Source organism: Bradyrhizobium sp. BRP22 (genome assembly GCF_020194175.1).
GTDB lineage: Bacteria > Pseudomonadota > Alphaproteobacteria > Rhizobiales > Xanthobacteraceae > Bradyrhizobium.
This window is the reverse complement of sequence record NZ_JADYVX010000012.1, coordinates 107,195-130,628: the sequence shown is the minus strand read 5'-3', so window position 1 is coordinate 130,628 and position 23,434 is coordinate 107,195. Positions and strand designations below refer to the sequence as shown.

The window sequence follows — 23,434 nt, the reverse complement described above, 5'->3', positions numbered from 1 at the left end:
GTCACGTCACGACCCGCTGTCCTCGCGTCATTGCGAGCGGAGCGAAGCATCCACCTCTCCGCTCGCGGCGCTATGGATTGCTTCGCTGCGCTCGCAATGACGGTACCAACGGGATGAGCACTCTGCTCACGCCACGTGCTGATCCAGGATGCCGACCGCGCCTTCAAGGTCGACCGAGACCAGTTGTGAGACGCCGCGTTCAGCCATGGTGACGCCGAACAGCCTGTTCATCCGCGCCATGGTGATCGGGTTGTGGGTGATCGTGATGAAGCGCGTTTCGGTCGATGCGGTCATCTCATGCAACAGGTTGCAGAAGCGCTCGACATTGTGGTCGTCAAGCGGCGCGTCGACCTCGTCCAGCACGCAGATCGGCGAGGGATTGGTCAGGAACACCGCGAAGATCAGCGCCAGCGCCGTCAGCGCCTGCTCGCCACCCGAGAGTAGCGATAGCGACTGCGGCTTCTTGCCCGGCGGCTTTGCGATGATCTCGAGGCCGGCCTCGAGCGGATCCTCACTCTCGATCAGGTGCAGCGCGGCTTCACCGCCGCCGAACAGTTCAACGAACAGCCGCTTGAAGTGGTTGTTCACGGTTTCGAACGAGGTCAGCAACCGCTCGCGCGCTTCGCGGTTGAGGCTCTGGATGCCCTGGCGCAGGCGCTTGATCGCTTCCACGAGATCGTCGCGCTCGGTGGTGAGCCCGGTGTGCTGGGTCTCCACCTCGCGCAGCTCTTCCTCCGCGCGCAGATTGACGGCACCGAGGCGCTCGCGGTCGCGGCGCAGCTTCTCAAGCTCTTCCTCGACCTGGCCGGCCGGCGGCAGTTCGGCGCCCGGCTCGATTTCGGCAAGGCCGGCGACAGCCTGCGGTTCGACTTCGAGCATGTCGTGAATCTCGCGCTCGATGTCGGCGAGCCGACGCCGTGTTCCTTCCATCCGCTCCTCGGCGCGGGCGGTCGCTTCGCGGGCGCTGGAGAGCGCTTCCAGCGAGGCCTTGGCGGCGCGGTCGGTTTCCGCCATCGCGGTCTCGGCAGCGGCGAGTGCGTCGGCGGCGGTACGGCGATCATTCTCGGCGTGCTCGATCTCGCTGATCAGCGCGCCGCGCTTCTCCGCAAATACCTCCGGCGCATTGGCGAGTTCCTCGCGCTCCGCCGTGACCTCGGTGATGCGCGCCTCGATCGTTCCGACCTGGGAGGCGGCGCTGGCCTTGCGGTTCTGCCACTCGTTGCGCTCGGCCAGGATCGCCTGCACGCGGCGGTCGGCGAGTTCGGCCTCGCGGGCCAGCGCCTGCGCTTCGGCGCGCACCTGCGCGGCCTTGCGACGCTGGTTCTCGATCTCGGCGCGGACCGCGGCGAGTTGGCCTTCGGTCTCCACGCTCGGCGGCAATTCGGCGAGCGCGGCGTTCGCATTCTCGTGCGCAGCCTCGGCTTCCGCGCGGTCGGCGGCGAGGCGGGTCTGTGCTTCCGTCAGCGCCGACTTGCGCGCCGCATGGCGGTTGACCTCGCGCTCGGCGGCGGCATGGCGCTCGCGCGCAGCATCGGCCTCGCGGCGGGCAGCCCGTGCCGCTTCACGCGCGGCGGTCTCGGCGGCAGAGGCGGCCCGCAATTCGGCTTCCGCATTCTCCAGCGCCTGGCGCTTCGCGATCACCTCGCTGCGCGCCTGCTCGAGTTCATGCTCGATATCGACGAGGCGGGCGCGCTCGGCGAGGCGCCGCGCTGCGCCGGTCGGGGCGTGGGCGGCGGTGACAAAACCGTCCCAGCGCCAGACGTCGCCCTCGAGCGACACCAGCCGCTGGCCGGTCTTCAATTGCGACACCAGCTCCGCGCCGCGCTCCTTGGTCACGACGCCGATCTGGGCGAGGCGCCGCGCCAGTTCCGTCGGCGCCTGCACATGGTTCGCAAGGCAATCGACGCCTTCGGGCAGCGCTGGATCCTCGCTGGCGGGGACGTTGGTCCAGCGCATCGGCGCCGAAGGATCGACAGGTGCATCGAGATCGTCGCCGAGCGCGGCGCCGATCGCCTTCTCATAGCCCTTGGCGACGGTGATGCCGTCGATGATCGGCGGCCACAGATTCTTGGTCTCGCCATTGACGATCTTGGAGATCGTGCGGGCCTCGGTCTCGAGCCGCTGCACGCGCTTTTCCGCATCGGTCAGCGGGCTGCGGGAGGCTTCCAGCGTCTGTCGCGCGACCACGTGTCCGGTCTCGCTCGCCTGCACGGTGGCTTCGGCCTCGGCCAGCGTCTGCTGCGCGGTCTCAACCGCGGCCGCGAGCACGTCGATGTCGCCCAGCGAGCCGGTCTCCTGCGCAAGCCGCTCGTCCTCGGCCTGGACGTTCGCAATCTCCTGGTCGAGCCGGGCGAGCCGCTCGCGATGAGTACGCACGCCGGCTTCGAGCTGGTTGCGCTTGGCGGTGAGGTCGGCGAGCTCTGTGGTCAGCTCGGCGAACCGGCGCTCGGTTTCTGCCAGCACGGCTTCCGCTTCCGCGACGCGCTCGTCGACGCCGGAGCGCTGCTCGACCCGCAACTTGATCTCTTCCTTGAGCTCGGCGTCCTCGGTGTCGAGCCGCTGCAGCGCGACGTCGGCGTCCGCCGTCTGCTGCTGCTCGCGCGCGATGTCGGCGACGAACTGCGCCAGGCGCCGGTCGAGCTCGGACACACGTTCCTTGGCGCGCTCCTCCTCGCGGTCGAGCAGTTCGCGCGCATTGTTGAGGCGCTGCAGGCCTGCCGCGGCGCGGGCTTCCGCCTCGCGCAGTGCCGGCAGTTCGGCGGCGCGGATTGCCTGGATGCGGGCGGATTCCGCCTGCTCGCGGGTGCGCTCGGCCGCCTCGCGAACGGCAAGATCATGGGTCTGGGCGGCGTCGTTGACGTCGGCATGGGCTTCGATCCAGCGCAGATGGAACAGCATCGCCTCGGACTTGCGCACCTTGGCTGCGACCTCGCGGTAGCGGATCGCCTGCCGCGCCTGCTTCTTCAGCCCGTCCATCTGGCCGGTGAGTTGACCGATCACGTCCTCGACGCGGGTGAGATTGGTTTCGGCCGCCTTCAACCGCAGTTCCGCTTCATGGCGGCGGGCGTGCAGGCCGGCGACGCCGGCGGCGTCCTCCAGGATGCGGCGGCGCTGTTCCGGCTTGGCCTGGATGATCTCGCCGACCTTGCCCTGGTGCACCAGCGCCGGGGAGCGTGCGCCCGTCGCAGCGTCGGCGAACAAGAGTTGCACGTCACGGGCGCGCACGTCGCGGCCGTTGATGCGATAGACGGAACCCGCCTCGCGCTCGATGCGGCGGGAGATTTCCAGAATCTGGCTGTCGTTGACCGCCGCCGGCGCCGTCCGATCGGAATTGTCGATCGTCATGACGACTTCGGCATGGTTGCGTGCCGGGCGGTTGCCGGAACCGGCGAAGATCACCGCGTCCATGTCGGCGGCGCGCAGCGACTTGTGCGAGGTTTCGCCCATCGCCCAGCGCAAGGCTTCCACGAGGTTGGACTTGCCGCAGCCGTTCGGCCCGACCACGCCGGTCAGGCCCGGCTCGATCATGAAGTCGGTGGGTTCAACGAACGACTTGAAACCATGGAGGCGTAGGCGCGTGAGCTTCATGAACACAAATCTCTGTTGGCCGGGCGCGAATCTCCCTGCCGTGACAATACCATGGATGGCAATGTCGGTATCTAGGCGGACCGCTCGCTGCGGCCCTCACGGCCGCGACAATGGCGAGGCCGGGCCGCACCGGCAACCACCGCCTCAGGCTTTTCCCAAGCCTTTTGCTGGGTTTATCGCGCGGTTGCGAATAGCTGTGGACGAATCAGCTTTTCAACAACGAATTGATGCGCTTGCTGAATTCGTCGAACGAGGTTTCGCCCTTCAGCATCTCGCCATTGATGAAGAAGGTCGGGGTCGAATTCACCTTCAACACGTCGTTGGCGTATTTCTGGTCGGCGGCGATCTTGTCGAGCAGCGCCTGGTCCTTCAGGCAGTCCTCGACCTGCTGCTGGCTGAGGCCCGCCTGCTTGCCGATTCGCGTCAGCGTCTCCGTGGTGTTCTTCATCACCCAGTCGTTCTGCTGGCGGAACAACAGATCGATGACCGCGAAATATTTCGGCGCGTCGTCCTTGGCGATGCAGCGCGCCAGCATCGAGCCGGCGGCCGCCTTGATGTCGAGCGGGAATTCGCGGAACACGTAGCGGATCTTGCCGGTGTCGATGTATTCCGACTTGATCTTGGGGAACACCGTGTCGTTGAAATTCGCGCAGTGCGGGCAGGTCATCGAGGCGTATTCGGTGATGGTCACCGGGGCGTTCTGCGGGCCGAGCGCCATGTCCGGCAGCGACTGCGGCTTGGCGACATCGGCGGCGGTCTGCGCCATCGCCTCCGTGATCAGGCGCAGGGGCGACAGGCCGATCAGGGCGGCAAGACCGGTCAGTGACAGAGCGGCGGTGAAGGCGCGGCGCGTGATGATCAAGGTCGGCTCCCGGATTGGCGCATTCACGCCCAAAGAGGTCCAAAAAAGCGAGCTTTCGCTAGCTTGAAATAGGGATTGTGGCAATGCCGCGCTCGAATACCAATCGCGCGAAAAAGCCTCAATTTCGCTTGATCGAGGCCCCCAATCGCGCCAGCGCGGCGCGCAGCGCCTCATCCTCCACGGCCGACAGCGTCTTTTCGACCGCGGCCACCGCCCTGGCGTCGGGCGGGCGTGGACGTGCCGGGCGCTGCCGCCGCGACAAAGGCGCCTGCCGCAACGCCAGCCGGCCGACCGCGTGCCAGCCGAAGAAGCGGTTGACCCGCTCCAGGATGCGGTCGGAGGAGTGCTGGATCTCCAGCGCCATCGGCCCCTCGACCCGAAGCACCAGCGTTGCCGGCTCCTGCGGCTGTCCCTCGACCGGTCGCGGCCATTGCATCTTCATCGGCTCGGAAAACCCGGCGATCTCAGGCCCCGCGATTTCCGCCCACCGCGTCACCAGTTCGCGCGCGGCGAATCCCTGCTTGGCATAGGCGTCGGAGAAGACGTCATTGAGCAGGATGGAAAGCGGCTTTGCGCTGATCGGGCCGGGTTTTGCCATGGTTTCTCATATCACTTCGCAACGATCGCAGGAATAAAGACGTGGATGCCCACGACAAGCGCGGGCGCGACGTGGAGAGATTTGCGCGGCCACATTAAGATAGACCTATGAGCTCTCGCGCAGCCGCCAGGACCAAACCACGAGAAGCGCCTGACGCGGTTGCCGCGCGGCCTGCGCTGCTGCTTGCCTGGTATGACCGGCATCGCCGCCGGCTGCCGTGGCGGGCGGCGGCGGGCGAGCGGGCCGATCCGTACCGGGTGTGGCTGTCGGAGATCATGCTGCAGCAGACCACCGTCAAGGCGGTCGGACCCTATTTCGAGAAGTTCATCTCGCGCTGGCCCGATGTCGCCGCGCTTGCCCGCGCTTCGCTCGAGGACGTGCTGCGGATGTGGGCGGGCCTCGGCTATTATTCCCGGGCGCGCAACCTGCATGCCTGCGCGGTGGCGGTGCTGCGCGACCATGGCGGCGTCTTTCCTGACAGCGAGGAGGGGCTTCGCACGCTGCCCGGGATCGGGCCCTACACCGCCGCCGCGATCGCCGCGATCGCCTTCGACCGCCGCACCATGCCGGTCGACGGCAACATCGAGCGGGTGGTGTCGCGGCTGTTCGCGGTCGAGGAGGCCTTGCCGCAGGCCAAGCCGCTGATCCAGGAGTTGGCGAGCACCTTGCTCGGCCCCTCGCGCGCCGGCGACGAGAAGTCTCGCGCTGGCGATAGCGCTCAAGCACTGATGGATCTGGGCGCCTCGATCTGCACCCCGAAGAAGCCGGCCTGCGCGCTGTGCCCGCTCAATGACGATTGCGCAGCGCGCGCCCGCGGCGATCAGGAGAGTTTTCCGCGTAAGGCGCCGAAGAAGAGCGGCGCGCTGCGTAGCGGTGCCGCCTTTATCGTCACCCGCGGCGATGAACTCCTGGTCCGAACCCGCCCCGCGAAAGGCCTGCTCGGCGGCATGACGGAAGTGCCGACCTCCGACTGGCTGGCCGGGCAGGACGATGCGGCCGCGCTTGCGCGGGCGCCGTCGCTGAAGGGCGCCACGCGCTGGCACCGCAAGGTCGGCGTCGTCACCCACGTCTTCACCCATTTTCCGCTCGAGCTGGCGGTCTACACGGCGACGGTTCCGCCGCGCACGCGTGCGCCGGAGGGGATGCGCTGGGTTCCGGTCACCACCCTCGCGGAGGAAGCGTTCCCGAACCTGATGCGCAAGGTGGTCGCCCATGGGCTTGGCCTGTGAGGGTGCTGACAGCATGCTGGCAGCAGCCTTGCGTTAGACGGGAGCTCAACGGAGGCTCCCATGATCGCGACCGCGCTTGACCGTCTTGCCACGCCACCCTGCGCCAGGCTGCTGGGCTCGCACCTGCTTGATGCGCGCCCGGACGAAGGCTGGATCCGGATCGGATTCGAGGGCAGACCCGAGTTCTGCAACCCGGCCGGCTTCATCCAGGGCGGCATCCTGTCGGCGATGCTGGACGACACCATGGGCCCGGCGGTGTTCGTCATGACCGATGGCAAGCTCTACACCGCGACCATTTCGATGACAGTGAATTTCCTGGCGCCGGCGAAGCCGGGGACGATCATCGGCGAAGCGAAGGTCGTCCAGCTTGGCAAGACCGTCGCCTTCGTTGAAGGCAGGCTGACGTCGGAAGACGGCGCGGTGTTCGCGACGGCGTCGACCAGCGCGCGCCTGGTGGAGACGGCAAAGGCGGTTCGCTGAAGCCCGTCGGCCAGAGCGGGGATGGACGGGACACGGGTGCGCCGCTAACTTCGCGTCCTTCTGAATGAGGGACGGAAAATGCTCAAGCTCTATTACACCCCCGGCACCTGCGCGCTCGCCTCGCACATCGCGCTCGAAGAATCCGGGGCGCCCTATACGATCGAGCGGATCGACTTCAAGACCAACCAGCAGAACAGCCCGGACTATCTCAAGGTCAATCCGAAGGGACGGGTGCCGGCGCTGGTCACCGATCATGGCGTCCTCACCGAGACGCCCGCGCTGCTCGCCTTCATCGCCCAGAGCTTCCCGAAGGCGAAGCTGGCGCCGCTCGATGACATCTTTGCCTTCGCGCAAGTGCAGGCGTTCAACAGCTATCTCTGCTCCACGCTGCATGTCGCGCATGCCCACAAGATGCGCGGCTATCGCTGGGCGGCGGAGGAATCCTCCTTTGCCGACATGAAGCGCATGATCCCGAAAACGGTTGGTGCAAGCTTTGCGCTGGTCGAACGCGACATGCTCAGGGGACCGTGGGTGATGGGCGAGGCCTACACGATCTGCGACATCTATCTGTTCACGATGGCGCAGTGGCTGGAAGGCGACGGCGTCGATCTCGCGGCGGTGCCGAAAGTGGTCGATCACCGCAAGCGCATGGCCGAGCGGCCCGCGGTGAAGAAGGTGCTCGAGGCGGAGGCGTAAGCGCTTTGCGCTGACGCGATGCCTCTGCTTCTGCTGTAGGATGGGTAGAGCGAAGCGAAACCCATCGCGAGGGAGCAAGCAGCGTGAATGATGGGTTTCGCTGCGCTCTACCCGTCCTACGACTGTCGTGACCCGTGCGCGTCGTTGCGAGCCACCGGGTCGGCGCGAAGCGCCGCCCGATGACGGGCTCCACGAAGCAATCCATCTTTCCGCTTGTGGAGGCAATGGATTGCCGCGGCGCTTCGCGCCTCGCAATGACGGGGGGAGAGGTTCTGATTCAAATGTCAAACAGCTTTCTGCTGTCATCGTCCGCGAAGGCGGACGATCCAGTATTCCAGAGGCGGTCGTGCTTGAGCCGAGAGCTCGCCGGATACTGGATGCCCGCCTTCGCGGGCATGACGGTGGGAGTAAGGGATGTGAGTTCGCGTTCTCGCGGCGCATGGCGTCCGAGGTTTGCGTCTCGTGTCACCCTCTCATTGAAGTGAGGGCGCAGGGAAAGCCGGGTGCCGGTCGCACCCGTGGGCCCCGTGCAACAAAAAGCACGGGGGTAGGACCACAGGTCAACCGAAGCAGCACCGGCTTTCCCTGCGCGATGGTTTTACGGCTTACTTCGTGCTCTCCCCGGTGACCGGGCTCTTTTGCCACCGTCACTTCGTAAGAAGCTTAGCGCCAGCGTCGGGGCGCCAGGACCACACGACTTCGCCGTCCGTGATGTGTGTGCTCGTCAGTCACACCCATCACGTCCACCGCATCTCACCGCAACGTTCGTGACGATCGCGACCCGCCCCTCTCTCGGGTGAGACGCGCGGAGTCATAATGCTGATTTGCCCGACGACGGAAGCGGAATGTTTTTTGCGCCAGGAGTGGACAGGGCAAATCACGCTGAAATTGCTCGCATAATTCGTCTCGCCGCGCACGTGACACCAGACCCTCATGGCCGCCGAGCGATCCGGTAACGTCTCGAACGTTCGCTCTTCGCGGTACGCCGTGGTCAGGTTAATTGCGCCCAAGGCGGCTGGAAAAATAGGCCGGCCCGCAAATCGCAAACTCACAACTTGGCAGACACGAGCGCGTGAGATGTGAGGCAATTCACGTTCGCCGGCGGCCGTTGAACGTATTCAAGCGGCTGCAAATTGACCTATCGAAATCGAACAGGAGGTTTCACATGAAGCATCCGATGATTTCTGCCATTGCAGCCGTCGCCTTGCTCGCAGCAACCACCGTGCTCTGGTCGCATACGCCACCCAAGATGTCTGCCAGAACTGCCGCTATGCCGCCATTGCAGGACCTTCACGCCAAGGCCAACTTGAGTAAGCTCCCGGACCAGGAAGTCGAAGATCAGTCACTGATCTATCCAAGCCTGGCGAAGCACTAACAGGGAGAGGCTGGCGCAGAGCCATCAGGCAGATGTGGCGCGGCCCGATGCGGGCTCGCGATGAACTCGAAGTCCATCTTGCCGGCTGCGGCCGTGGCCTGGTGGATTCTCTCGCGACTTCGTCGCCGCGGAATGACGGAGAGAGGCGTCGCGCTCGACGCGGGTCTACGTCTTCCGCGTATCCAACTCCCGGCCGGTCTCCAGCATCAACTGGCGCAGCCAGATCGAGCCGGGATCCATCTGGGCGCGGGTGGGATAGAACATATGCTGCTCGTCGATGCCGGGATCGAGCGGCGGCGTCACCGTCAGCAGCGACAATTGCCCGGCAAGGGCTGCAATCAGGCGGCGCGGCACGAAGGCGACGAGGTCGGTGCGGGCCGTGACGTGCAGCGCCTCGATATAGCCTGGCACGACGAGGGCGATGCGCCGCTCAATGCCTTTGGAGCGCAGCCAGCTATCGATCAGATCCTCGTTCTGGCCACGGATCACCACGGCGACGTGCCTTGCCGCGAGGAACGCCTCGCGCTTCTTCAATCTTGCGCCGACGGGATGGCCGCAGCGCACCGCGAGCGCGTCGCTGTCGACATAAAGGCGCTGGCGGTGGAAGCCCTTGAAAGCGTCGCCGATCGAGATCACGAGATCGATGGTGCGCGCGAACTCGGCGGTGAAGATCGCCGGTCCCCGCCACGGCACCACATCGATCGTCACATGCGGCGCGAGCTGCGTGATCTTCTCCATCAACGGCGGCATCAGCAGCTCGACCGCGAGGTCCGGCATCATCAGCCGGAAATGCCGGTCGCTTCGCGCCGCGTCGAACGCGTCGGGAACGAACAGCGCGCGCACCTGGTCGAGCGCCTGCGCCAGCGGCGCGCGCAACGCCTGCGCCCGCGGCGTCAGCTCCATGCGCGCGCCGTTGCGCACCAAAAGCGGATCGCCGATCAGATCGCGCAGCCGTTGCAGCGCATGGCTTGCGGCCGGCTGCGACAGATGAAGCCGCATCGCGGCGCGGCTGACGCTGGCGTCTCGCAGCAGCGCATCGAGCGCGGTCAGGAGATTGAGGTCAAGGGAATTCAAATTCATGGGGTGAATAGATATCATATTGGCTATCGATTTGAAGAATGATCGGCGTCGCGTCACAAGGGGGGCGTATTCAATCAATCCATGGAGAAGCCGCCATGAGCGCAGCCGACAACAAGAAACTGATGCAGCAGATCTTTGCCGCGGCGGGAAATCCCGATCCCGCCGCGCGCGACCGTGCGCTGTTCACCGCGAGCCTCGCCGACGATGCGACATGGACGGTGACCGGACAGTATTCCTGGTCGCGCACCTTCCGCGGCAAGCAATCGATCCTCAACGATCTGCATGGTCACGTGCGTTCGCTATTGGCGGAACGGGCGCGCACTGTTGCCCATCGCTTCATCGCCGACGACGACCATGTCGTGGTCGAGGCCAAAGGCGACAACGTCACCAAGCAAGGCGTTCGCTACGACAACGACTATTGCCTGGTGTTCCGGCTCGAGGACAGCAAGATCAAGGAGATCAGGGAATATTGCGACTCGGTACTGACCGAGAAGGCGCTGGGGCCGTTTCCCGCGCCGCAGGTCCGCGCGGCGGGTTGAGACGTCGCGCCGGCGCCAACAGGCCCCCATGTGGACGCGGCGAGCGCTGGACCTTGCAGGTTCGACGGTGGCCGCGTTCACGCGCGAGACTGGTATCTACCGCACGCCAAGGCGCGTGAAGTTGTCACGGATCCTGACCTGGAGTGTCTTTGCCGCCGCGATATCGGCGTCGCTGCCAACTTTGTCGCCCGTTTTCAGCCTGGCGAGCCCGCGCCCATAGAGCGCGGTCGCCAGCTTCGGATCGCGTTGCAGCGCCGAACTGTAGTCATCGATGGCTGCGCCGAATTTGCCCATTTTAAGGTAGATCAGCCCACGCGAGTCATACAGTGCGGCGTTGTTCGAGCCCAATTGAAGCGCCTTATTGCAGTCCTCCAGCGCCACCTCCAAGGCGCCGAGGACGGCCTGCGTCCAACAGCGTCCGCCCCACGCGGCTTGCAAATTGGGCTCAAGACGAATTGCCTCGTCATAATCCCGCGCCGCGCGATCGTAATCGTTCTTTTTCAGGTGGGCCCGGGCACGGTTGGCGAAGGCGCCACCGTAGCCGGGATTGAGCTTGATCGCGTCGTCGAAAGCCTTGATGGCGAGGTCGTATTCGCCTTTCTTCAAGTAAGCCACGCCGCGATTGTTAAAGGCCTTGACGTAAGTTGGATTGAATTTGATCGATTGATCGAAATCCTGGATGGCGCGGTCATAGTCTCCCTGCGCTGTATAAGCATTGCCGCGATTGTTATAGGCGATAGCCAGGGCCGTGGTCTTGCCGCGGTTCGAATCGATGAGCGCCGTGCAGCCATTGATCCGAGCTTCAAGCGACGCCTGATCCGAGCCGTTGCACAACGCAATATCACTCAGAAAGCTGTCCTTTTTTGCATCCTGCGCCGCCGCGGGTGAACCGAGCAACAGCAGGATGAGCGTGCACGCCAGGCCGTCAATGATGCCTCCCCTCGTACTGGCGTCCATATCAGGCTTCCTCACTCTGGAAATTGGGAAATCTGCGTCGATTTTCCGCGGAAAGCCGTCACGTCTTGCTGGTGCGTTGCGCCTGAGCTGGATTCAAGCAAAATCGGCCTAGCACCCTCGGCAGATATTCAAATTGAGCTTGCGATCGGCTTTCTGTTCGGATTGCTGCGCTGTGGACGGGGCGGGCTTCTTCGTCAGCTTGCTCTTGCCCTCTTCGATCAGGGTTGAAAACTTGACTGTCCCGTCATCCGAAATTTCGACATGCGGGGTCGTGCCCCGAATACCCATCGTTGCGACCGGGGTATCGACCTTCATGTCGCCGGTCTTCGCGACATTGCCGGCAACAAACGTCAGCGTTCCATTGGTCAGATTAAACAAGGTCGAGTTGGACTTCCCATTCGGATCGTATACGAATTCGTCCAACGCCATTCGGGCGTTGCTCGATAGTTTGAACGAGCTGCCATCGGCAAAGTTGATGCCGAGTTTGCCGTCAGCTCCGGTGCGGACCACATCGCCGAGATAGACGACATCGCCAACTTTCACCTGGCCCGCTTGGCCGGATATATTTGCCTGAACGACCATTGCACTCGCACGTTCAATTGTGACCGAACCCGTCGCCGTTACGACTTTTCCGATGGGGTTGCTCGATGCGAGATTCTGGACAGCAGGTCCGGCAGGGGCGATCTGCGCGTGCGCTGCATCAGGCGAAAGAATGGTCAGCGCCACAACCAGACTTGTCAGCGATGCGATAATCGTATGCGTGCACATGATCCCCCCTTCCTGAGAAGATCTTTTGCGTGTAACTGTCCGCTGGCCTTAATAGCGGGTGGGTCGCAATACGGATGCAATATGTACGACGTCGGAGCGGCTGCTACTGAACCTCTCGTTTAAATTCATCATCATCGTAATCCTGATGCAGGCGAAACGCCACTGCAACGTTGCAGCTCGAGTGACCGGGCTGATCGCGTCTCGCTCGATACCGGGGCCGCGCCCCCCGGATGACTTAACCGGGACATTCATTTGAATCATGCGTTGAATGTGCCGATTTTTCCCGATATATTACATTTAATTTGGATCGAGATGTTTCGGCGGGCCAGCCCAGGGCTGCCAGCGCCAAGAAGATTTTGACCTCGTGGCGTAGGGCTAAGCCAGAGCAAGAAGAATTCGGCACCACGCTGGCCTGAAATTACTCAGCGGGCGAGGTCGAAGCCATGTTCGTTGCGTCTTGCGTCGAGCCCACCGGCGACATCAAGCTCGCCGAGCCTCCCCAGATTATAGGCGATGTTCAAACCGCGATCGGTTGCTGCACCGTCAGCCGAGCGACGGGCATTGCCGTTCAACTCACCTCCGGCGATCCCCTTTACCAAGGAGACGTGATCGAGACGGCAGCCGACGGGCGGATCGGAGTTCGCTTCATCGACGGCACCGTATTCAGCCTGTGTCCCGGCACCCGCCTGGTGCTGAACGAATTGATCTGCGACGCCAACGGCGCCTCGCATTCGGCCTTGTTTGGCGTGACCGGAGGAACCTTCGCTTTCATTGCCGGACGGGTGGCGAGAACCGGTTGCCTCACGGTCGATACGCCGGTTGGAAGCATTCGGGGCCGTGCTCATGCCGGCGGGATCGGCACATTGACGCTCGCGGCACTGACCTTCGCGGTCATGAAACAAGTCCACGCCGCGGAGCCGGACGCCACCTATCTCGATGACGACAGGATCACATACAAGGATCTCGAGCATGGCGTATTCGAGCTCGTGACCAAAGAGGCGATCCCGCGACACATCATTGTCGAGGATCCCGGAGAGACGACCATCCTGAGCAGGAGAGGGTCCTCGGTCGGCATCAACCAGACCGCGAACAATGCAACTCGAATGGAGGAGTTGCATGCCGCCCAGCAGGACGTGCTCGCCAACTTCGCGAAGGAACAGGGGGCAACCGGGTCGAGCACGCCTCCCTCGATCGATGCGCTGCCGGTTCAACGAATCGATTTCATCGAGACCGACGTTCTCCCGATCCATAATTCGCTTCCGCCGCCGCCGTCGATGGTGGTTCCTGAGCTGTTCGTCCTGCGTTCGCCGCCGGTGTTGACCGTCGCGACGGGACCGACGGAAATCGACACAGTGGTGTTCGACCAGTTCACGGCGACGAGCGGCACGTTCGCCGCCAGCAGTTCCAGCAGCGGCGCTGTACTGACCTACGGCATCGCCGGCGGGACCGTCGGCAATACGGTCTTGGGAGGGGCGACGTATGATGTATCGGAGGCCGGTCTCTATGGCACGCTTTACGTCAACAGCACGACCGGCGCCTACACCTTCGTTCCCGACAGCGGTGCGATCAATGCGCTGACGGCGACGACAGCCCAAAACTTTGTCATCACGGTATCGGATGGCACGCTCTCGGCCAGTCAGATCTTCACGATCGCCATCAACGGCGTCAACGACGCGGCCTTCATTTCGGGCGCCACGGTCGGCGCGGTGATCGAGGCGGGGGGCGCCGTGCCCGGCACACCGCCGGCGACCGGCATGCTCACGGACGCCGACGTCGACAATCCGCCGAATACATTTGCGGCGGTCAGCCTGCCGAAGACGAGCGCCGGCGGCTACGGCACCTTCACGATGTCGGCGGCTGGCGTGTGGACCTACTCGCTCAATGAGGCCAGCAGCGCGGTGCAGGCGCTCAATGTCGGCGACACGTTGACCGACACCTTCACGGTGACAACCGTCGATGGCACGGCCCAGGTGGTCACGATCACCATCAGCGGTACCAATGACGACGCCGTCATTTCCGGTGCGACGACCGGCTCGGTGATCGAGGCGAGCCGTGCTGTGCCGGGCATGCTGACCACGACCGGCACGCTCACCGCAAGCGACGTCGACAACGCGCCCAACACCTTCACGGCCGTCACTTTGCCGACGGCAAGCCACGCCGGCTACGGCATGTTCACGATGACCGCGGCTGGTGTGTGGACCTATGCGCTCGACGATGCCAACGGCGCGGTGCAGGCGCTCAATGTCGGCGACAGCCTGACCGACGCCTTCACGGTGACCACCGCGGACGGCACTGCACAAGTGGTGAGGATCACCATCAACGGCAGCAACGATGCGGCTGTCATTTCCGGCGACACCACCGGTTGCGTGATCGAGGCCGGGTGCGTCGCCAATGCTGCGCCGGGCGTGCCGACCGCGACCGGCACGCTCGCCGCCACCGACATCGACAATCCGCCCGATCTTTTCACGGCGGTCACCGCGCCTGCGCCGAGCACCGGCGGCTACGGCACCTTCACGATGACGGCGGCCGGCGTGTGGACCTACACACTCGACAACGCCAACGGCGCGGTGCAAGCGCTCAACGTCTGCGACCAACTGACCGACACCTTCACGGTCACCACGATCGACGGCACCGCGCAAATCGTGACGGTCACCATCAACGGCACCAACGACGCGGCCGTGGTTTCGGGCACGACGTGCGGCTCGGTGATCGAGGCGGGTTGTGCCGGGCCCGGCACGCCGAGCGCGACCGGCACGCTTACCGACACCGACGTCGACAATGCGCCCAACACCTTCACCGCGGTCTGTTCGCCGACGGCGAGCAATGGCGGCTATGGCACCTTCACGATGACGGCGGCTGGTGTATGGACCTACACGCTCGACAATACCAACTGCGCGGTGCAGTCGCTCGACGACTGCGACACGCTGACCGATAGCTTCACGGTGACCACCATCGACGGCACCGCGCAGGTCGTGACGATCACCATCCAAGGCGCCAGCGACGCAGACCGCAACGATTTCGCATGGCGTGCCCTGTCTGATGGCGGCAATCAGTCGACCTCAGGCGAAGCAGGCACAGGCAGCATTGTTGCCGAGCAAGGCGCGGCGGATTTCGAGCGATCCTCAATTGCCGATACGATGTCTGGATCGGAGGCAGCCGGAACGCTCTGGCCTGGAGACACATTTCACTTCAAGGAGGGTTCAGACGGTTTCGACCTCGGAAATGCCGACCATAGCAGCTATCATGAAGAGGCTGCGGGAAACCAGGGAGGAGAGGGAGCGCAGTCCATTGCGCCGGCTCTGCAGGAGCTGCAGTCGGCCGATCATTTCGCCTTCGTTTCGGACCTTGCCGGGAGCGCTATCGTCACCCAGCACGATCTGATGATCTGACGCAATCGGAAGGTGGGCACAGTGCGCATGCCTTTGCCCGCCTTCCCGATCTGCACCGCGATTCACATGCGAGGCGCCTGCCGGCATGCCGGACGGCGGTTAAGCCACCCTGGTCTTGAGATGGCCGAACATGAAGTTCTTCGCCTCCTCGTCCATCTCGGCCTTGAAGGTGAACTTGTCCTTCAATGCGATCGCGCGCGCAGCGGCCGGCCTTGCCGAAATCTCGTCGACAAGGCGCTTGACGTTTGGGTATTTCGCATAGGCGTCATCGCCGAGCACGAACGGCCCCAGCCGTGCCCAGCCCCAGAACGCCATGTCGACGATGCTGTAGCTGTCACCAACCATGTAGCGGCTCCTGGCGAGGTGATCGTCGAGGATCTTGTAATGGCGGTTCGCCTCGTACTGGTAGCGGTTGTGGGCGTATTCGAGCTCTTTCGGCGCGACGGTCTTGAAATGCACCGCCTGGCCGGAATAGGGACCGAGGCCGGTGGCGATGAACATCAGCCAGGACAGCGTCTGCGCGCGGGTCGCGGGCGTATTGGCGGGCAGGAATTTGCCGGTCTTCTCGGCGAGGTAGAGCAGGATCGCGTTGGAGTCGAACACGAACACGCCATCATCGTCGATCGCCGGCACCTTGGCGTTTGGATTGACCTTCAGGAATTCCGGCTTGAATTGCTCGCCCTTGCGGGTGTCGACCGGCACCAGTTCGTAAGGCAGACCGGACTCTTCGAGGAACAGCGCGATCTTGTTCGGGTTCGGCGCGCCATTGAAGTAGAATTTGAGCATGGAGGATGACTCCCTTCGTTTTTTGTGCCGGTCAATCCATGACGCGGCGTGTTGCCGCGGACGGCGAGTCATGCGCGCATTTCGGTAAGCTGCGCAAGCGATGAATTTGTGAAGGCGTGTTTGCCGGCCTGGCGATCAGCCGCAATAGATCAGGCTGACGGCGCTGGCGAGGATCAGGACGATGCCGCCCACGTCCAGGAGCAGGGCGAAGCGCGTCGCGGTTTGCAGATCGGTGGCCTGGACGGCACGCTCGCTGCTGCGCCCATAACCGTTCACAATGACGTCGTGATTGAAGTGGTTATGCGCGTCCATGGCGCTGGTCAGGCCGACCGACAGCATCAGCATGCCGAAAATGCCGAGGCCGAGAAAGCCGAGCAGGCCAATCAGCAAGATCGGAAACATGCCGATCAGGAAGATCGGCAACAGCGGCACAAGCAGCAACGTCTCGGATTGTCTGCGCATCTGGCAATCCAATCGAAACAGCGACCGTTCGGGGGAGTGTAGGCCCTGGGTTCGGGCCGAATCAAGGCGAGAGCGTTCAACACGGCGTCATCGTGACATCCGGTGAGGCGTGGTTCTCTGTTCCGCCGGGGCATAACGGGAATGAGCAGGAACTCCCCTGTCATTCCGGGCTCTCGCTTGCGCGAGCCCGGAATGACGGAGGGATTGGCGAAGAGCTCAGCCCGCGGCCATCTCGGAGCGGATTTCCGCGCGCAGTTCGTCGATCAGCTTGAGGCCGTTCTTGGTCTCGATGTGCCAGAAGGTCCAGCCGTTGCAGGCGCCGGAGCCTTGGGCGACGGCGCCGATGCGGTGGATCGAGCCGACCTTGTCCCCCAGCATGATGGCGCCGTCGGCGCGCACCAGGGCACCGACCCGCTTCTTGGCGTCTACGAGGGTTGCGCCCGGCATGATCATGCCGCGCTCGATCAATTCCGAGAAGGCGACGCGCGGCGCGTCGCGCGCGGTCATGAACGGGGCGAGCGTGGCGTCCGGCAGCGGTTCGATGGCAGCGATGCGCGCTTCGGCGGCGGCCGCATAGTCCTTGTCGCGCTCGAAGCCGATGTAGCGGCGTCCGAGACGTTTTGCCACGGCGCCGGTGGTGCCGGTGCCGTTGAAGGGATCGATCACGAGGTCGCCGGGCCTCGACGACGACAATAGCACGCGGGCCAGAAGCTGCTCGGGCTTCTGTGTCGGGTGGACCTTCTTGCCATCCTTGCCCTTGAGGCGCTCTTCGCCGGTGCAGAGCGGGATCAGCCAGTCGGAACGCGCCTGCACGTCCTCGTTCGCCGCCTTCAGCGCTTCATAGTTGAACGTGTAACCCTTGGCCTTCTCATCACGCGCGGCCCAGATCATGGTCTCGTGCGCATTGGTGAAGCGGCGGCCGCGGAAATTCGGCATCGGGTTCGACTTGCGCCAGACGATATCGTTGAGGAGCCAGAAGCCGAGGTCCTGCATGATGGCGCCGACGCGGAAGATATTGTGATAGGAGCCGATCACCCAGATCGTCGCCGACGGCTTCATGACGCGACGGGCGGCGAGCAGCCAGGCGCGGGTGAAATCGTCATAGGCGGCGAAAGAGGAAAACTTGTCCCACTCGTCGTCGACGGCATCGACATGGGATTCATCCGGACGCTTGAGATCGCCCTTGAGCTGCAGGTTGTACGGTGGATCTGCGAACACCAGATCGACCGAACCGGCTGCAAGCTTTGACATCTCGGCGACGCAATCGCCTACGACGATACGAGCCGATGACGTGGACTCAAATTTAGTGCGGGGCGTCCTTGCAGACGCCCCGCGACGCGACTCAACCATGACTCAAGACTCTGACTCAGGCGACGCTGTCGGCGACGCGGGACCAAACAACCGACTGGCGACACCATGACCCCGCAAAGTAAAAATCGACTTAATCGAAAATACCACGCGACAAGTTCTGCGCAGTTCGTCGCCGCGCGTTTTCGAATTCGGAATCGCGCGCTGCTTCGCAGCACGCAATATGCGAATTGCGCCAGCGATAGCGGAATCGGAATCGAGTTGGTCGCCGAGACGCTCACGCGACTCGCGATGACGTCGCAGCATCAGTCATGCGCCGATGGCGCAGCGTCGCACTAGGCAATATTTGCCGGGCAGGCTATTGATTAACGGAATGGAAATTTTACGTCTGTTCGGCGTTTACATAGGATAGGACTGAGGGGAAACCGCCATGCGCTACGATGATTTTCGCCGCAGCGACGATATCGAGGATCGTCGCGACGAGGGCGGATATGGCGGCGGCGGAGGCGGCGGTTTCGGCATCCCCATGGGCGGCGGCGGGCTCGGCATCGGCACGATCATCGTGCTCGGTCTGCTCGGCTACGCCTTCGGCATCGACCCGCGCATCCTGATCGGCGGCGCGGAGATCCTCACCGGCGGCGGACAGGCGCCGACCTACCAGACCGACCGCCGGACGGCGTCCGGCAAGACCGGCGCACCGACCGACGAAATGGGCAGCATGATCTCCGGCATCCTCGGCGAGATCGATGATCGCTGGAGCGAGATCTTCCAGGCTAATGGACAGACCTTCACCGGTCCGAAGATTGTGTTGTTCCGCAACGCCACCAATGGCGGCCGCTGCGGCATGGCGCAGTCGGCGATGGGGCCGTTCTACTGCCCGCCGGACAGGACCATCTATCTCGACACTGCCTTCTTCCGCGAGGTCGAGACGCGCTTCCGCGGCTGCTCGGGCAGCGCCTGCAAGTTCACCGCGGCCTATATCATCGCCCATGAGGCCGGCCACCACGTGCAGAACCTGCTCGGCATCATCCCGCGCGTGACGCGACTGCAACAGGCCGCCGACAGCAAGGCCGAGGCCAACGCGCTGCAGGTGAAGGTCGAGCTGCAGGCCGATTGCCTCTCCGGCGTCTGGGTCAACCGCGAAGAGAAGAAGCGGCCGGGCTTCCTCGAGGCCGGCGACATCGACGCGGCGCTGAAGACGGCAACCGCGATCGGCGACGACACCTTGCAGCGGCAGGCGACGGGCAGGGTGGTGCCGGACTCCTTCACCCATGGTTCGGCGCAGCAGCGGCGGCAATGGTTCATGACCGGCTACCAGCAGGGCACGGTGTCGGCCTGCAACACCTTTGGTGCCGGGGCGCTGTAGTTGTTATTATTGGCGTCATTCCGGGGCGCGCTGAAAGCGCGAACCCGGAATCTTTCGCCGCGTGGATGAGATTCCGGATCAGTCCGCTTCGCGGCCTGTCCGGAATGACGGATGAAGGTTCACCATGGCCTCGATCGACGAATCAAAACCGTTCATTCCGCTCAACATCGCGGTGCTGACGATTTCCGACAGCCGCACGCTCGCCGACGACAAGTCCGGAACGACGCTGGCGGACCGTCTCACCGCCGCCGGCCACAAGCTCGCAGCGCGTGAGATCGTCACCGACGATGTCGAGGCGATCCGCGCCGTGATCAGGCGCTGGATCGCAGACGCCGGCATCGATGCGATCATCACCACCGGCGGCACCGGCTTCACCGGCCGCGACGTGACGCCGGAAGCGATCGAGCCGCTGTTCGAAAAGCGGATGGACGGTTTTTCGATCGCCTTCCACGTGCTGAGCCACGCCAAGATCGGCGCTTCGACGATCCAGAGCCGCGCCACCGCGGGCGTCGCGGGCGCGACCTACATCTTCTGCCTGCCGGGCTCGCCCGGCGCCTGCCGCGACGGCTGGGACGGCATCCTGGCCGCGCAGCTCGACTACCGCACGCGCCCCTGCAATTTCGTCGAGATCATGCCGCGGCTGGACGAGCACCTGCGGCGGCCCAAGGCGCAGGGCGCGACGGCTTAGTTCCACCGCCGCCGTCATTCCGGGGCGCGCGAAGCGCGAACCCGGAATCTCGAGATTCCGGGTTCATCGCTGCGCGATGCCCCGGAATGACGGCGGAGATACAACCACTCCCACAACGCACGCATCATGTCTCGATAAGCCTCGGTGCGGAGCGCGTGCGCTCGCCTGATATGGAAGGCAAGCAGCTCCGCAGTGACGCGCCGCGGTGAATGGCGGCGCGCGAGCCTCACAGCGTCCGCTCCCAGGTCTCGCCGACGAGATCCTGCCCGAAGCTGCGGTGCGGCCCGCTCTTCACCAGCACGAAGCCGGCGTCCTGATAGATTTTTCGCGCGGCGATCAGGATGCTCTGGGTCCACAGCGTGATTTTGCGGTAGCCGCAGGCCTTGGCGAAGCTGATGCATTCGCCGACCAGCCGCTTGCCGAGCCCCTGTCCCCGCCCGGCCGGGTCGACCGCGAGCAGCCTCAGCTTGGCTACGTCGTCGGAGTGCCTGACCAGGAACACCGAACCGACCGGCGTCCCCTCGAGATCGGCGATCCAGCAACGTTCGCGCGAGGCTTCGAACGAGGTCAGGAATTTTGCGACGATCTCGGCAACCAGTGCCTCGTAGGATGAATCGAAGCCATATTCGCTGGCGTAGAGCACGCTTTGGCTCTGCACCACCCAGCCCATGTCGCCCGGGCGGGGATCGCGCAGCACCGCGCGCGGGGGTGCGGCCTCGCCGAGCAGCCGCTCGATCGTGCCCATTGCGGCCGTCAGGCGCGCGCGATCGTCCGGCGCAAGCCGCATCAGCATTGCCGCGACCTCGTCATGCGAGGCGCGGTTGATCCTGGCAAAGGTCTGCCGTCCTTTCGCGGTGAGGCCGAGCTGGTATTGCCGGCGGTCGGAGGCGAGGGGCGTTCGGGTCAGAAGCCCATCCTCGTCGAATTTCTGGAGGATGCGGCTGAGATAGCCGGGATCGAGCCCGAGCTCGGTTCCGATCTGCTTCGCCGATATCTCCTCGCGATGAGCGAGCTCGTAGAGCACCCGCGCCTCGCTGAGCGAGAACGGGCTTTGCAATAGATGCTGGTCGAGGACGCCGAGCTTGCGGGTGTAGAAGCGGTTGAACGCCCGCACCGCGGCGACGTGTGTTTCGGAATCCGGCTCTGACATGGAGGCACCTCGATAGTTGCCATTGTCAAATAATTGTTTGACTTTAGCAAGTATCCAGCGCTGTCATTCCGGGGCGCGCCAACGGCGCGAACCCGGAATCCATTCATCTGCACGGTGTGCGGCCCGATGGATTCCGGGCCTGCGCCTTCGGCGCATCCCGGAATGACGGGAGACGTTCTACGCTACCACGATCCGGCTGCGCAGCATGGTGCGGGAGGAGCGGCCGAGCTGCCGCAACAGCCGCGCTTCGGAGCGGCGGGCATCGGGGCGGTAGCCGCCGAGCTGCTCATAATGATCGCGCGCGATCAGGAGGCCCTGTTCGGCGGTCGGCCCGGTCAGCATGCGTGCGACGAATTTGAAGCTGTCGCGCAGGCTGGTGTCGGCATAGGGCGAGCGGGCGTAGCGGAAGATGCCGGCCCGCGGCCGGCCGCTCATCGCGACGCCCTGGATGAACTGGGAGGTTTCCTCGATCCAGCCGCTGTCGAGCACGGCGCCGGCATGCAGGAACATCAGCCACGGCGAGCGTGCCTGGCGGGCGCCGGCCGCCAGCGCGGCGGCGCGCGTGCCGTCGAACGCCATGAAGCGGCAGCCGGCGACATCGGCGACGCGCTCGATCACGCCGGTCTTGGCACCATCCTTGGCGCGATCGACCAGCAGCACCTCTTTCACGAGTCCGGCCGCGGCGCCCGGAACCAGCGCCGCGAGTGTCGCGACCGCGGCCCGCTCGTCGCCCTCGGTCGGAATAATCACGCTCAGCATCAACAGCGGCTTCGTCAGCTCAAAATGGTGAAAAGCTCGAAAACTGTTATCACCTTGTCACAGTCAAAACAGCCGTAAGCCTGCAGATTTTTGTGGCAGCCCGTTGTGGAATTTCGCGAATGTGTTCTTGATTTGTTCTCTAGGCATGCTAGCTTGGGAACATGAGCCGAGCATCCTCTCATGCCCTCAAGCACCCGCCGGTGACGGCGCCCTCCACACCGGCGGGTGCGCCCCCCGCGTTTCCCGAACTCGCCGTCGCGATCGAGCGCGAACGGCGGCGCGGCCGCGGCGCGCAATCCAACGCCAGCGGCCGCTATGAGGCCGAGGCGCGCGTTGCCTTCGACGATGGCTGGCAGAGCTTGGAAGAGCTGCCGCCGTTCAAGACCACCGTCTCGCTCGACACTTCGCGCAAGGTGATCGCGCGCAACGATTCGCCCGATATCGGCTTCGACCGGTCGATCAATCCCTATCGCGGCTGCGAGCATGGCTGCGTCTACTGCTTCGCGCGGCCGACGCACGCCTATCTCGGCCTGTCGCCGGGACTGGATTTCGAATCGAAGCTGCTCGCCAAGCCCGATGCGCCGGCGTTACTCGAGAAAGAGCTCGCGGCGCCGGGCTATGAGCCGCGCATGATCGCGATCGGCACCAACACCGATCCGTACCAGCCGATCGAGCGCGAACACAAGATCATGCGCGGCATCCTCGAAGTGCTGGAGCGGGCCGGCCATCCGGTCGGCATCGTCACCAAATCGGCGCTGGTGACGCGCGATATCGACATCCTGCAGCGGATGGCGCGGCGCAACCTGGTCAAGGTCGCGCTGTCGGTGACGACGCTCGACGCCAAGCTGGCGCGTACCATGGAGCCGCGCGCCTCGACGCCGCCGAAGCGGCTGGAGGCGATCAAGCGATTGGCGGATGCCGGCATCCCCGCCACCGTGATGGTCGCCCCCGTGATCCCTGCGCTGAATGATTCCGAGATCGAGCGCATCCTCGATGCGGCGGCGCATGCCGGCGCCAGGGAAGCAAGCTACGTGCTGCTGCGGCTGCCTTTGGAGGTGCGCGACCTGTTCCGGGAATGGCTGCTCGCGAACTATCCCGACCGCTACCGCCACGTCTTCACTCTGATCCGCGACATGCGCGGCGGGCGCGACTACGACTCGCAATGGGGTACGCGGATGAAGGGCACCGGGCCGATGGCCTGGATGATCGGCCGCCGGTTCGAGATCGCCTGCGAAAAGTTGGGGCTGAACAAGCGACGCTCCAAGCTGACCACCGATCATTTCGTCAAGCCGAAGCCGAACGGCGAGCAATTGAGCCTATTCTAAGACACCCCCGCCATTGAATAATGGGGACG

General features: G+C 64.3%; 21 protein-coding genes. 9 read left to right on the top strand and 12 right to left on the bottom strand.

What is annotated here, in order from left to right:
• Positions 1–126: 126 nt before the first annotated feature.
• The 3 genes from smc to I6F35_RS17795 all read right to left on the bottom strand — a co-directional run bounded on the left by smc (position 127) and on the right by I6F35_RS17795 (position 5,048).
• Positions 127–3,588: a chromosome segregation protein SMC gene (gene smc, locus I6F35_RS17805; RefSeq protein ID WP_225118989.1), complete on the bottom strand. Its 3,462-nt coding sequence runs from the start codon at positions 3,586–3,588 to the stop codon at positions 127–129.
• A 205-nt stretch (positions 3,589–3,793) separates the two neighbouring features.
• The gene (locus tag I6F35_RS17800) at positions 3,794–4,450 is read right to left on the bottom strand and encodes a DsbA family protein (protein WP_225118988.1); all 657 of its coding nucleotides are present in this window, start codon (positions 4,448–4,450) and stop codon (positions 3,794–3,796) included.
• 118 nt (positions 4,451–4,568) lie between these two features.
• Complete coding sequence (locus tag I6F35_RS17795; RefSeq protein WP_225118987.1) at positions 4,569–5,048, bottom strand: DciA family protein; 480 nt, start codon at positions 5,046–5,048, stop codon at positions 4,569–4,571.
• A 107-nt stretch (positions 5,049–5,155) separates the two neighbouring features.
• On the opposite strand from I6F35_RS17795, the gene mutY reads away from it, so the two are divergent.
• The 4 genes from mutY to I6F35_RS17775 all read left to right on the top strand — a co-directional run bounded on the left by mutY (position 5,156) and on the right by I6F35_RS17775 (position 8,828).
• On the top strand, positions 5,156–6,277 hold the full coding sequence (gene mutY, locus I6F35_RS17790) for an A/G-specific adenine glycosylase (RefSeq protein WP_225118986.1): 1,122 nt from the start codon (positions 5,156–5,158) through the stop codon (positions 6,275–6,277).
• A 60-nt stretch (positions 6,278–6,337) separates the two neighbouring features.
• A complete protein-coding gene (locus I6F35_RS17785) occupies positions 6,338–6,757 on the top strand; it encodes a PaaI family thioesterase (protein ID WP_225118985.1) in 420 nt (139 codons plus the stop codon).
• A gap of 78 nt (positions 6,758–6,835) precedes the next feature.
• Positions 6,836–7,453 carry a glutathione S-transferase N-terminal domain-containing protein gene (locus I6F35_RS17780; RefSeq protein WP_225118984.1) on the top strand — a complete coding sequence of 206 codons (618 nt, stop codon included), beginning with the start codon at positions 6,836–6,838 and terminating at the stop codon, positions 7,451–7,453.
• Positions 7,454–8,618: 1,165 nt separating this feature from the next.
• Positions 8,619–8,828 (top strand): hypothetical protein, encoded by a 210-nt coding sequence (locus I6F35_RS17775; protein WP_225118983.1) that lies wholly within the window; start codon positions 8,619–8,621, stop codon positions 8,826–8,828.
• Between the two features lie 165 nt (positions 8,829–8,993).
• On the opposite strand, the gene I6F35_RS17770 is transcribed toward I6F35_RS17775, so the two are convergent.
• Positions 8,994–9,908: a LysR family transcriptional regulator gene (locus tag I6F35_RS17770; protein ID WP_225118982.1), complete on the bottom strand. Its 915-nt coding sequence runs from the start codon at positions 9,906–9,908 to the stop codon at positions 8,994–8,996.
• A gap of 95 nt (positions 9,909–10,003) precedes the next feature.
• Here I6F35_RS17770 and I6F35_RS17765 point away from each other — a divergent pair, with 95 nt between their 5' ends.
• Positions 10,004–10,447, top strand: a complete 444-nt coding sequence (locus I6F35_RS17765; RefSeq protein ID WP_225118981.1) for a nuclear transport factor 2 family protein — start codon at positions 10,004–10,006, stop codon at positions 10,445–10,447.
• Positions 10,448–10,543: 96 nt separating this feature from the next.
• Here I6F35_RS17765 and I6F35_RS17760 read toward each other — a convergent pair whose 3' ends face one another.
• The 3 genes from I6F35_RS17760 to I6F35_RS17750 all read right to left on the bottom strand — a co-directional run bounded on the left by I6F35_RS17760 (position 10,544) and on the right by I6F35_RS17750 (position 12,744).
• The gene (locus I6F35_RS17760; protein WP_225118980.1) at positions 10,544–11,404 is read right to left on the bottom strand and encodes a tetratricopeptide repeat protein; all 861 of its coding nucleotides are present in this window, start codon (positions 11,402–11,404) and stop codon (positions 10,544–10,546) included.
• Between the two features lie 108 nt (positions 11,405–11,512).
• Positions 11,513–12,172 (bottom strand): FecR family protein, encoded by a 660-nt coding sequence (locus I6F35_RS17755; protein WP_225118979.1) that lies wholly within the window; start codon positions 12,170–12,172, stop codon positions 11,513–11,515.
• A 422-nt stretch (positions 12,173–12,594) separates the two neighbouring features.
• Positions 12,595–12,744, bottom strand: coding sequence for a hypothetical protein (locus I6F35_RS17750; protein ID WP_225118978.1), 150 nt, complete (start codon positions 12,742–12,744; stop codon positions 12,595–12,597).
• A 33-nt stretch (positions 12,745–12,777) separates the two neighbouring features.
• Here I6F35_RS17750 and I6F35_RS17745 point away from each other — a divergent pair, with 33 nt between their 5' ends.
• The gene (locus tag I6F35_RS17745; RefSeq protein WP_225118977.1) at positions 12,778–15,561 is read left to right on the top strand and encodes a VCBS domain-containing protein; all 2,784 of its coding nucleotides are present in this window, start codon (positions 12,778–12,780) and stop codon (positions 15,559–15,561) included.
• A 99-nt stretch (positions 15,562–15,660) separates the two neighbouring features.
• On the opposite strand, the gene I6F35_RS17740 is transcribed toward I6F35_RS17745, so the two are convergent.
• From I6F35_RS17740 to I6F35_RS17730, 3 genes are all read right to left on the bottom strand, one after another.
• Positions 15,661–16,347 (bottom strand): glutathione S-transferase N-terminal domain-containing protein, encoded by a 687-nt coding sequence (locus I6F35_RS17740; RefSeq protein WP_225118976.1) that lies wholly within the window; start codon positions 16,345–16,347, stop codon positions 15,661–15,663.
• Between the two features lie 135 nt (positions 16,348–16,482).
• Positions 16,483–16,809, bottom strand: coding sequence for a hypothetical protein (locus I6F35_RS17735; protein ID WP_225118975.1), 327 nt, complete (start codon positions 16,807–16,809; stop codon positions 16,483–16,485).
• A 216-nt stretch (positions 16,810–17,025) separates the two neighbouring features.
• Positions 17,026–18,159 (bottom strand): site-specific DNA-methyltransferase, encoded by a 1,134-nt coding sequence (locus I6F35_RS17730; protein WP_225118974.1) that lies wholly within the window; start codon positions 18,157–18,159, stop codon positions 17,026–17,028.
• Positions 18,160–18,547: 388 nt separating this feature from the next.
• Between I6F35_RS17730 and I6F35_RS17725 the strand changes: the two genes are divergently transcribed.
• Together I6F35_RS17725 and moaB are read left to right on the top strand one after the other, a co-directional pair.
• The gene (locus tag I6F35_RS17725) at positions 18,548–19,483 is read left to right on the top strand and encodes a neutral zinc metallopeptidase (protein ID WP_225118973.1); all 936 of its coding nucleotides are present in this window, start codon (positions 18,548–18,550) and stop codon (positions 19,481–19,483) included.
• 124 nt (positions 19,484–19,607) lie between these two features.
• On the top strand, positions 19,608–20,171 hold the full coding sequence (gene moaB / locus I6F35_RS17720) for a molybdenum cofactor biosynthesis protein B (protein ID WP_225118972.1): 564 nt from the start codon (positions 19,608–19,610) through the stop codon (positions 20,169–20,171).
• Positions 20,172–20,397: 226 nt separating this feature from the next.
• Here moaB and I6F35_RS17715 read toward each other — a convergent pair whose 3' ends face one another.
• Together I6F35_RS17715 and I6F35_RS17710 are read right to left on the bottom strand one after the other, a co-directional pair.
• Entirely contained in the window at positions 20,398–21,321 is a 924-nt protein-coding gene (locus I6F35_RS17715; RefSeq protein ID WP_225118971.1) for a helix-turn-helix domain-containing GNAT family N-acetyltransferase, read from the bottom strand.
• Positions 21,322–21,498: 177 nt separating this feature from the next.
• Entirely contained in the window at positions 21,499–22,080 is a 582-nt protein-coding gene (locus tag I6F35_RS17710; protein WP_225118970.1) for a glycosyl transferase, read from the bottom strand.
• Positions 22,081–22,241: 161 nt separating this feature from the next.
• Between I6F35_RS17710 and I6F35_RS17705 the strand changes: the two genes are divergently transcribed.
• The gene (locus I6F35_RS17705; protein ID WP_225118969.1) at positions 22,242–23,405 is read left to right on the top strand and encodes a PA0069 family radical SAM protein; all 1,164 of its coding nucleotides are present in this window, start codon (positions 22,242–22,244) and stop codon (positions 23,403–23,405) included.
• Positions 23,406–23,434 lie beyond the last annotated feature (29 nt).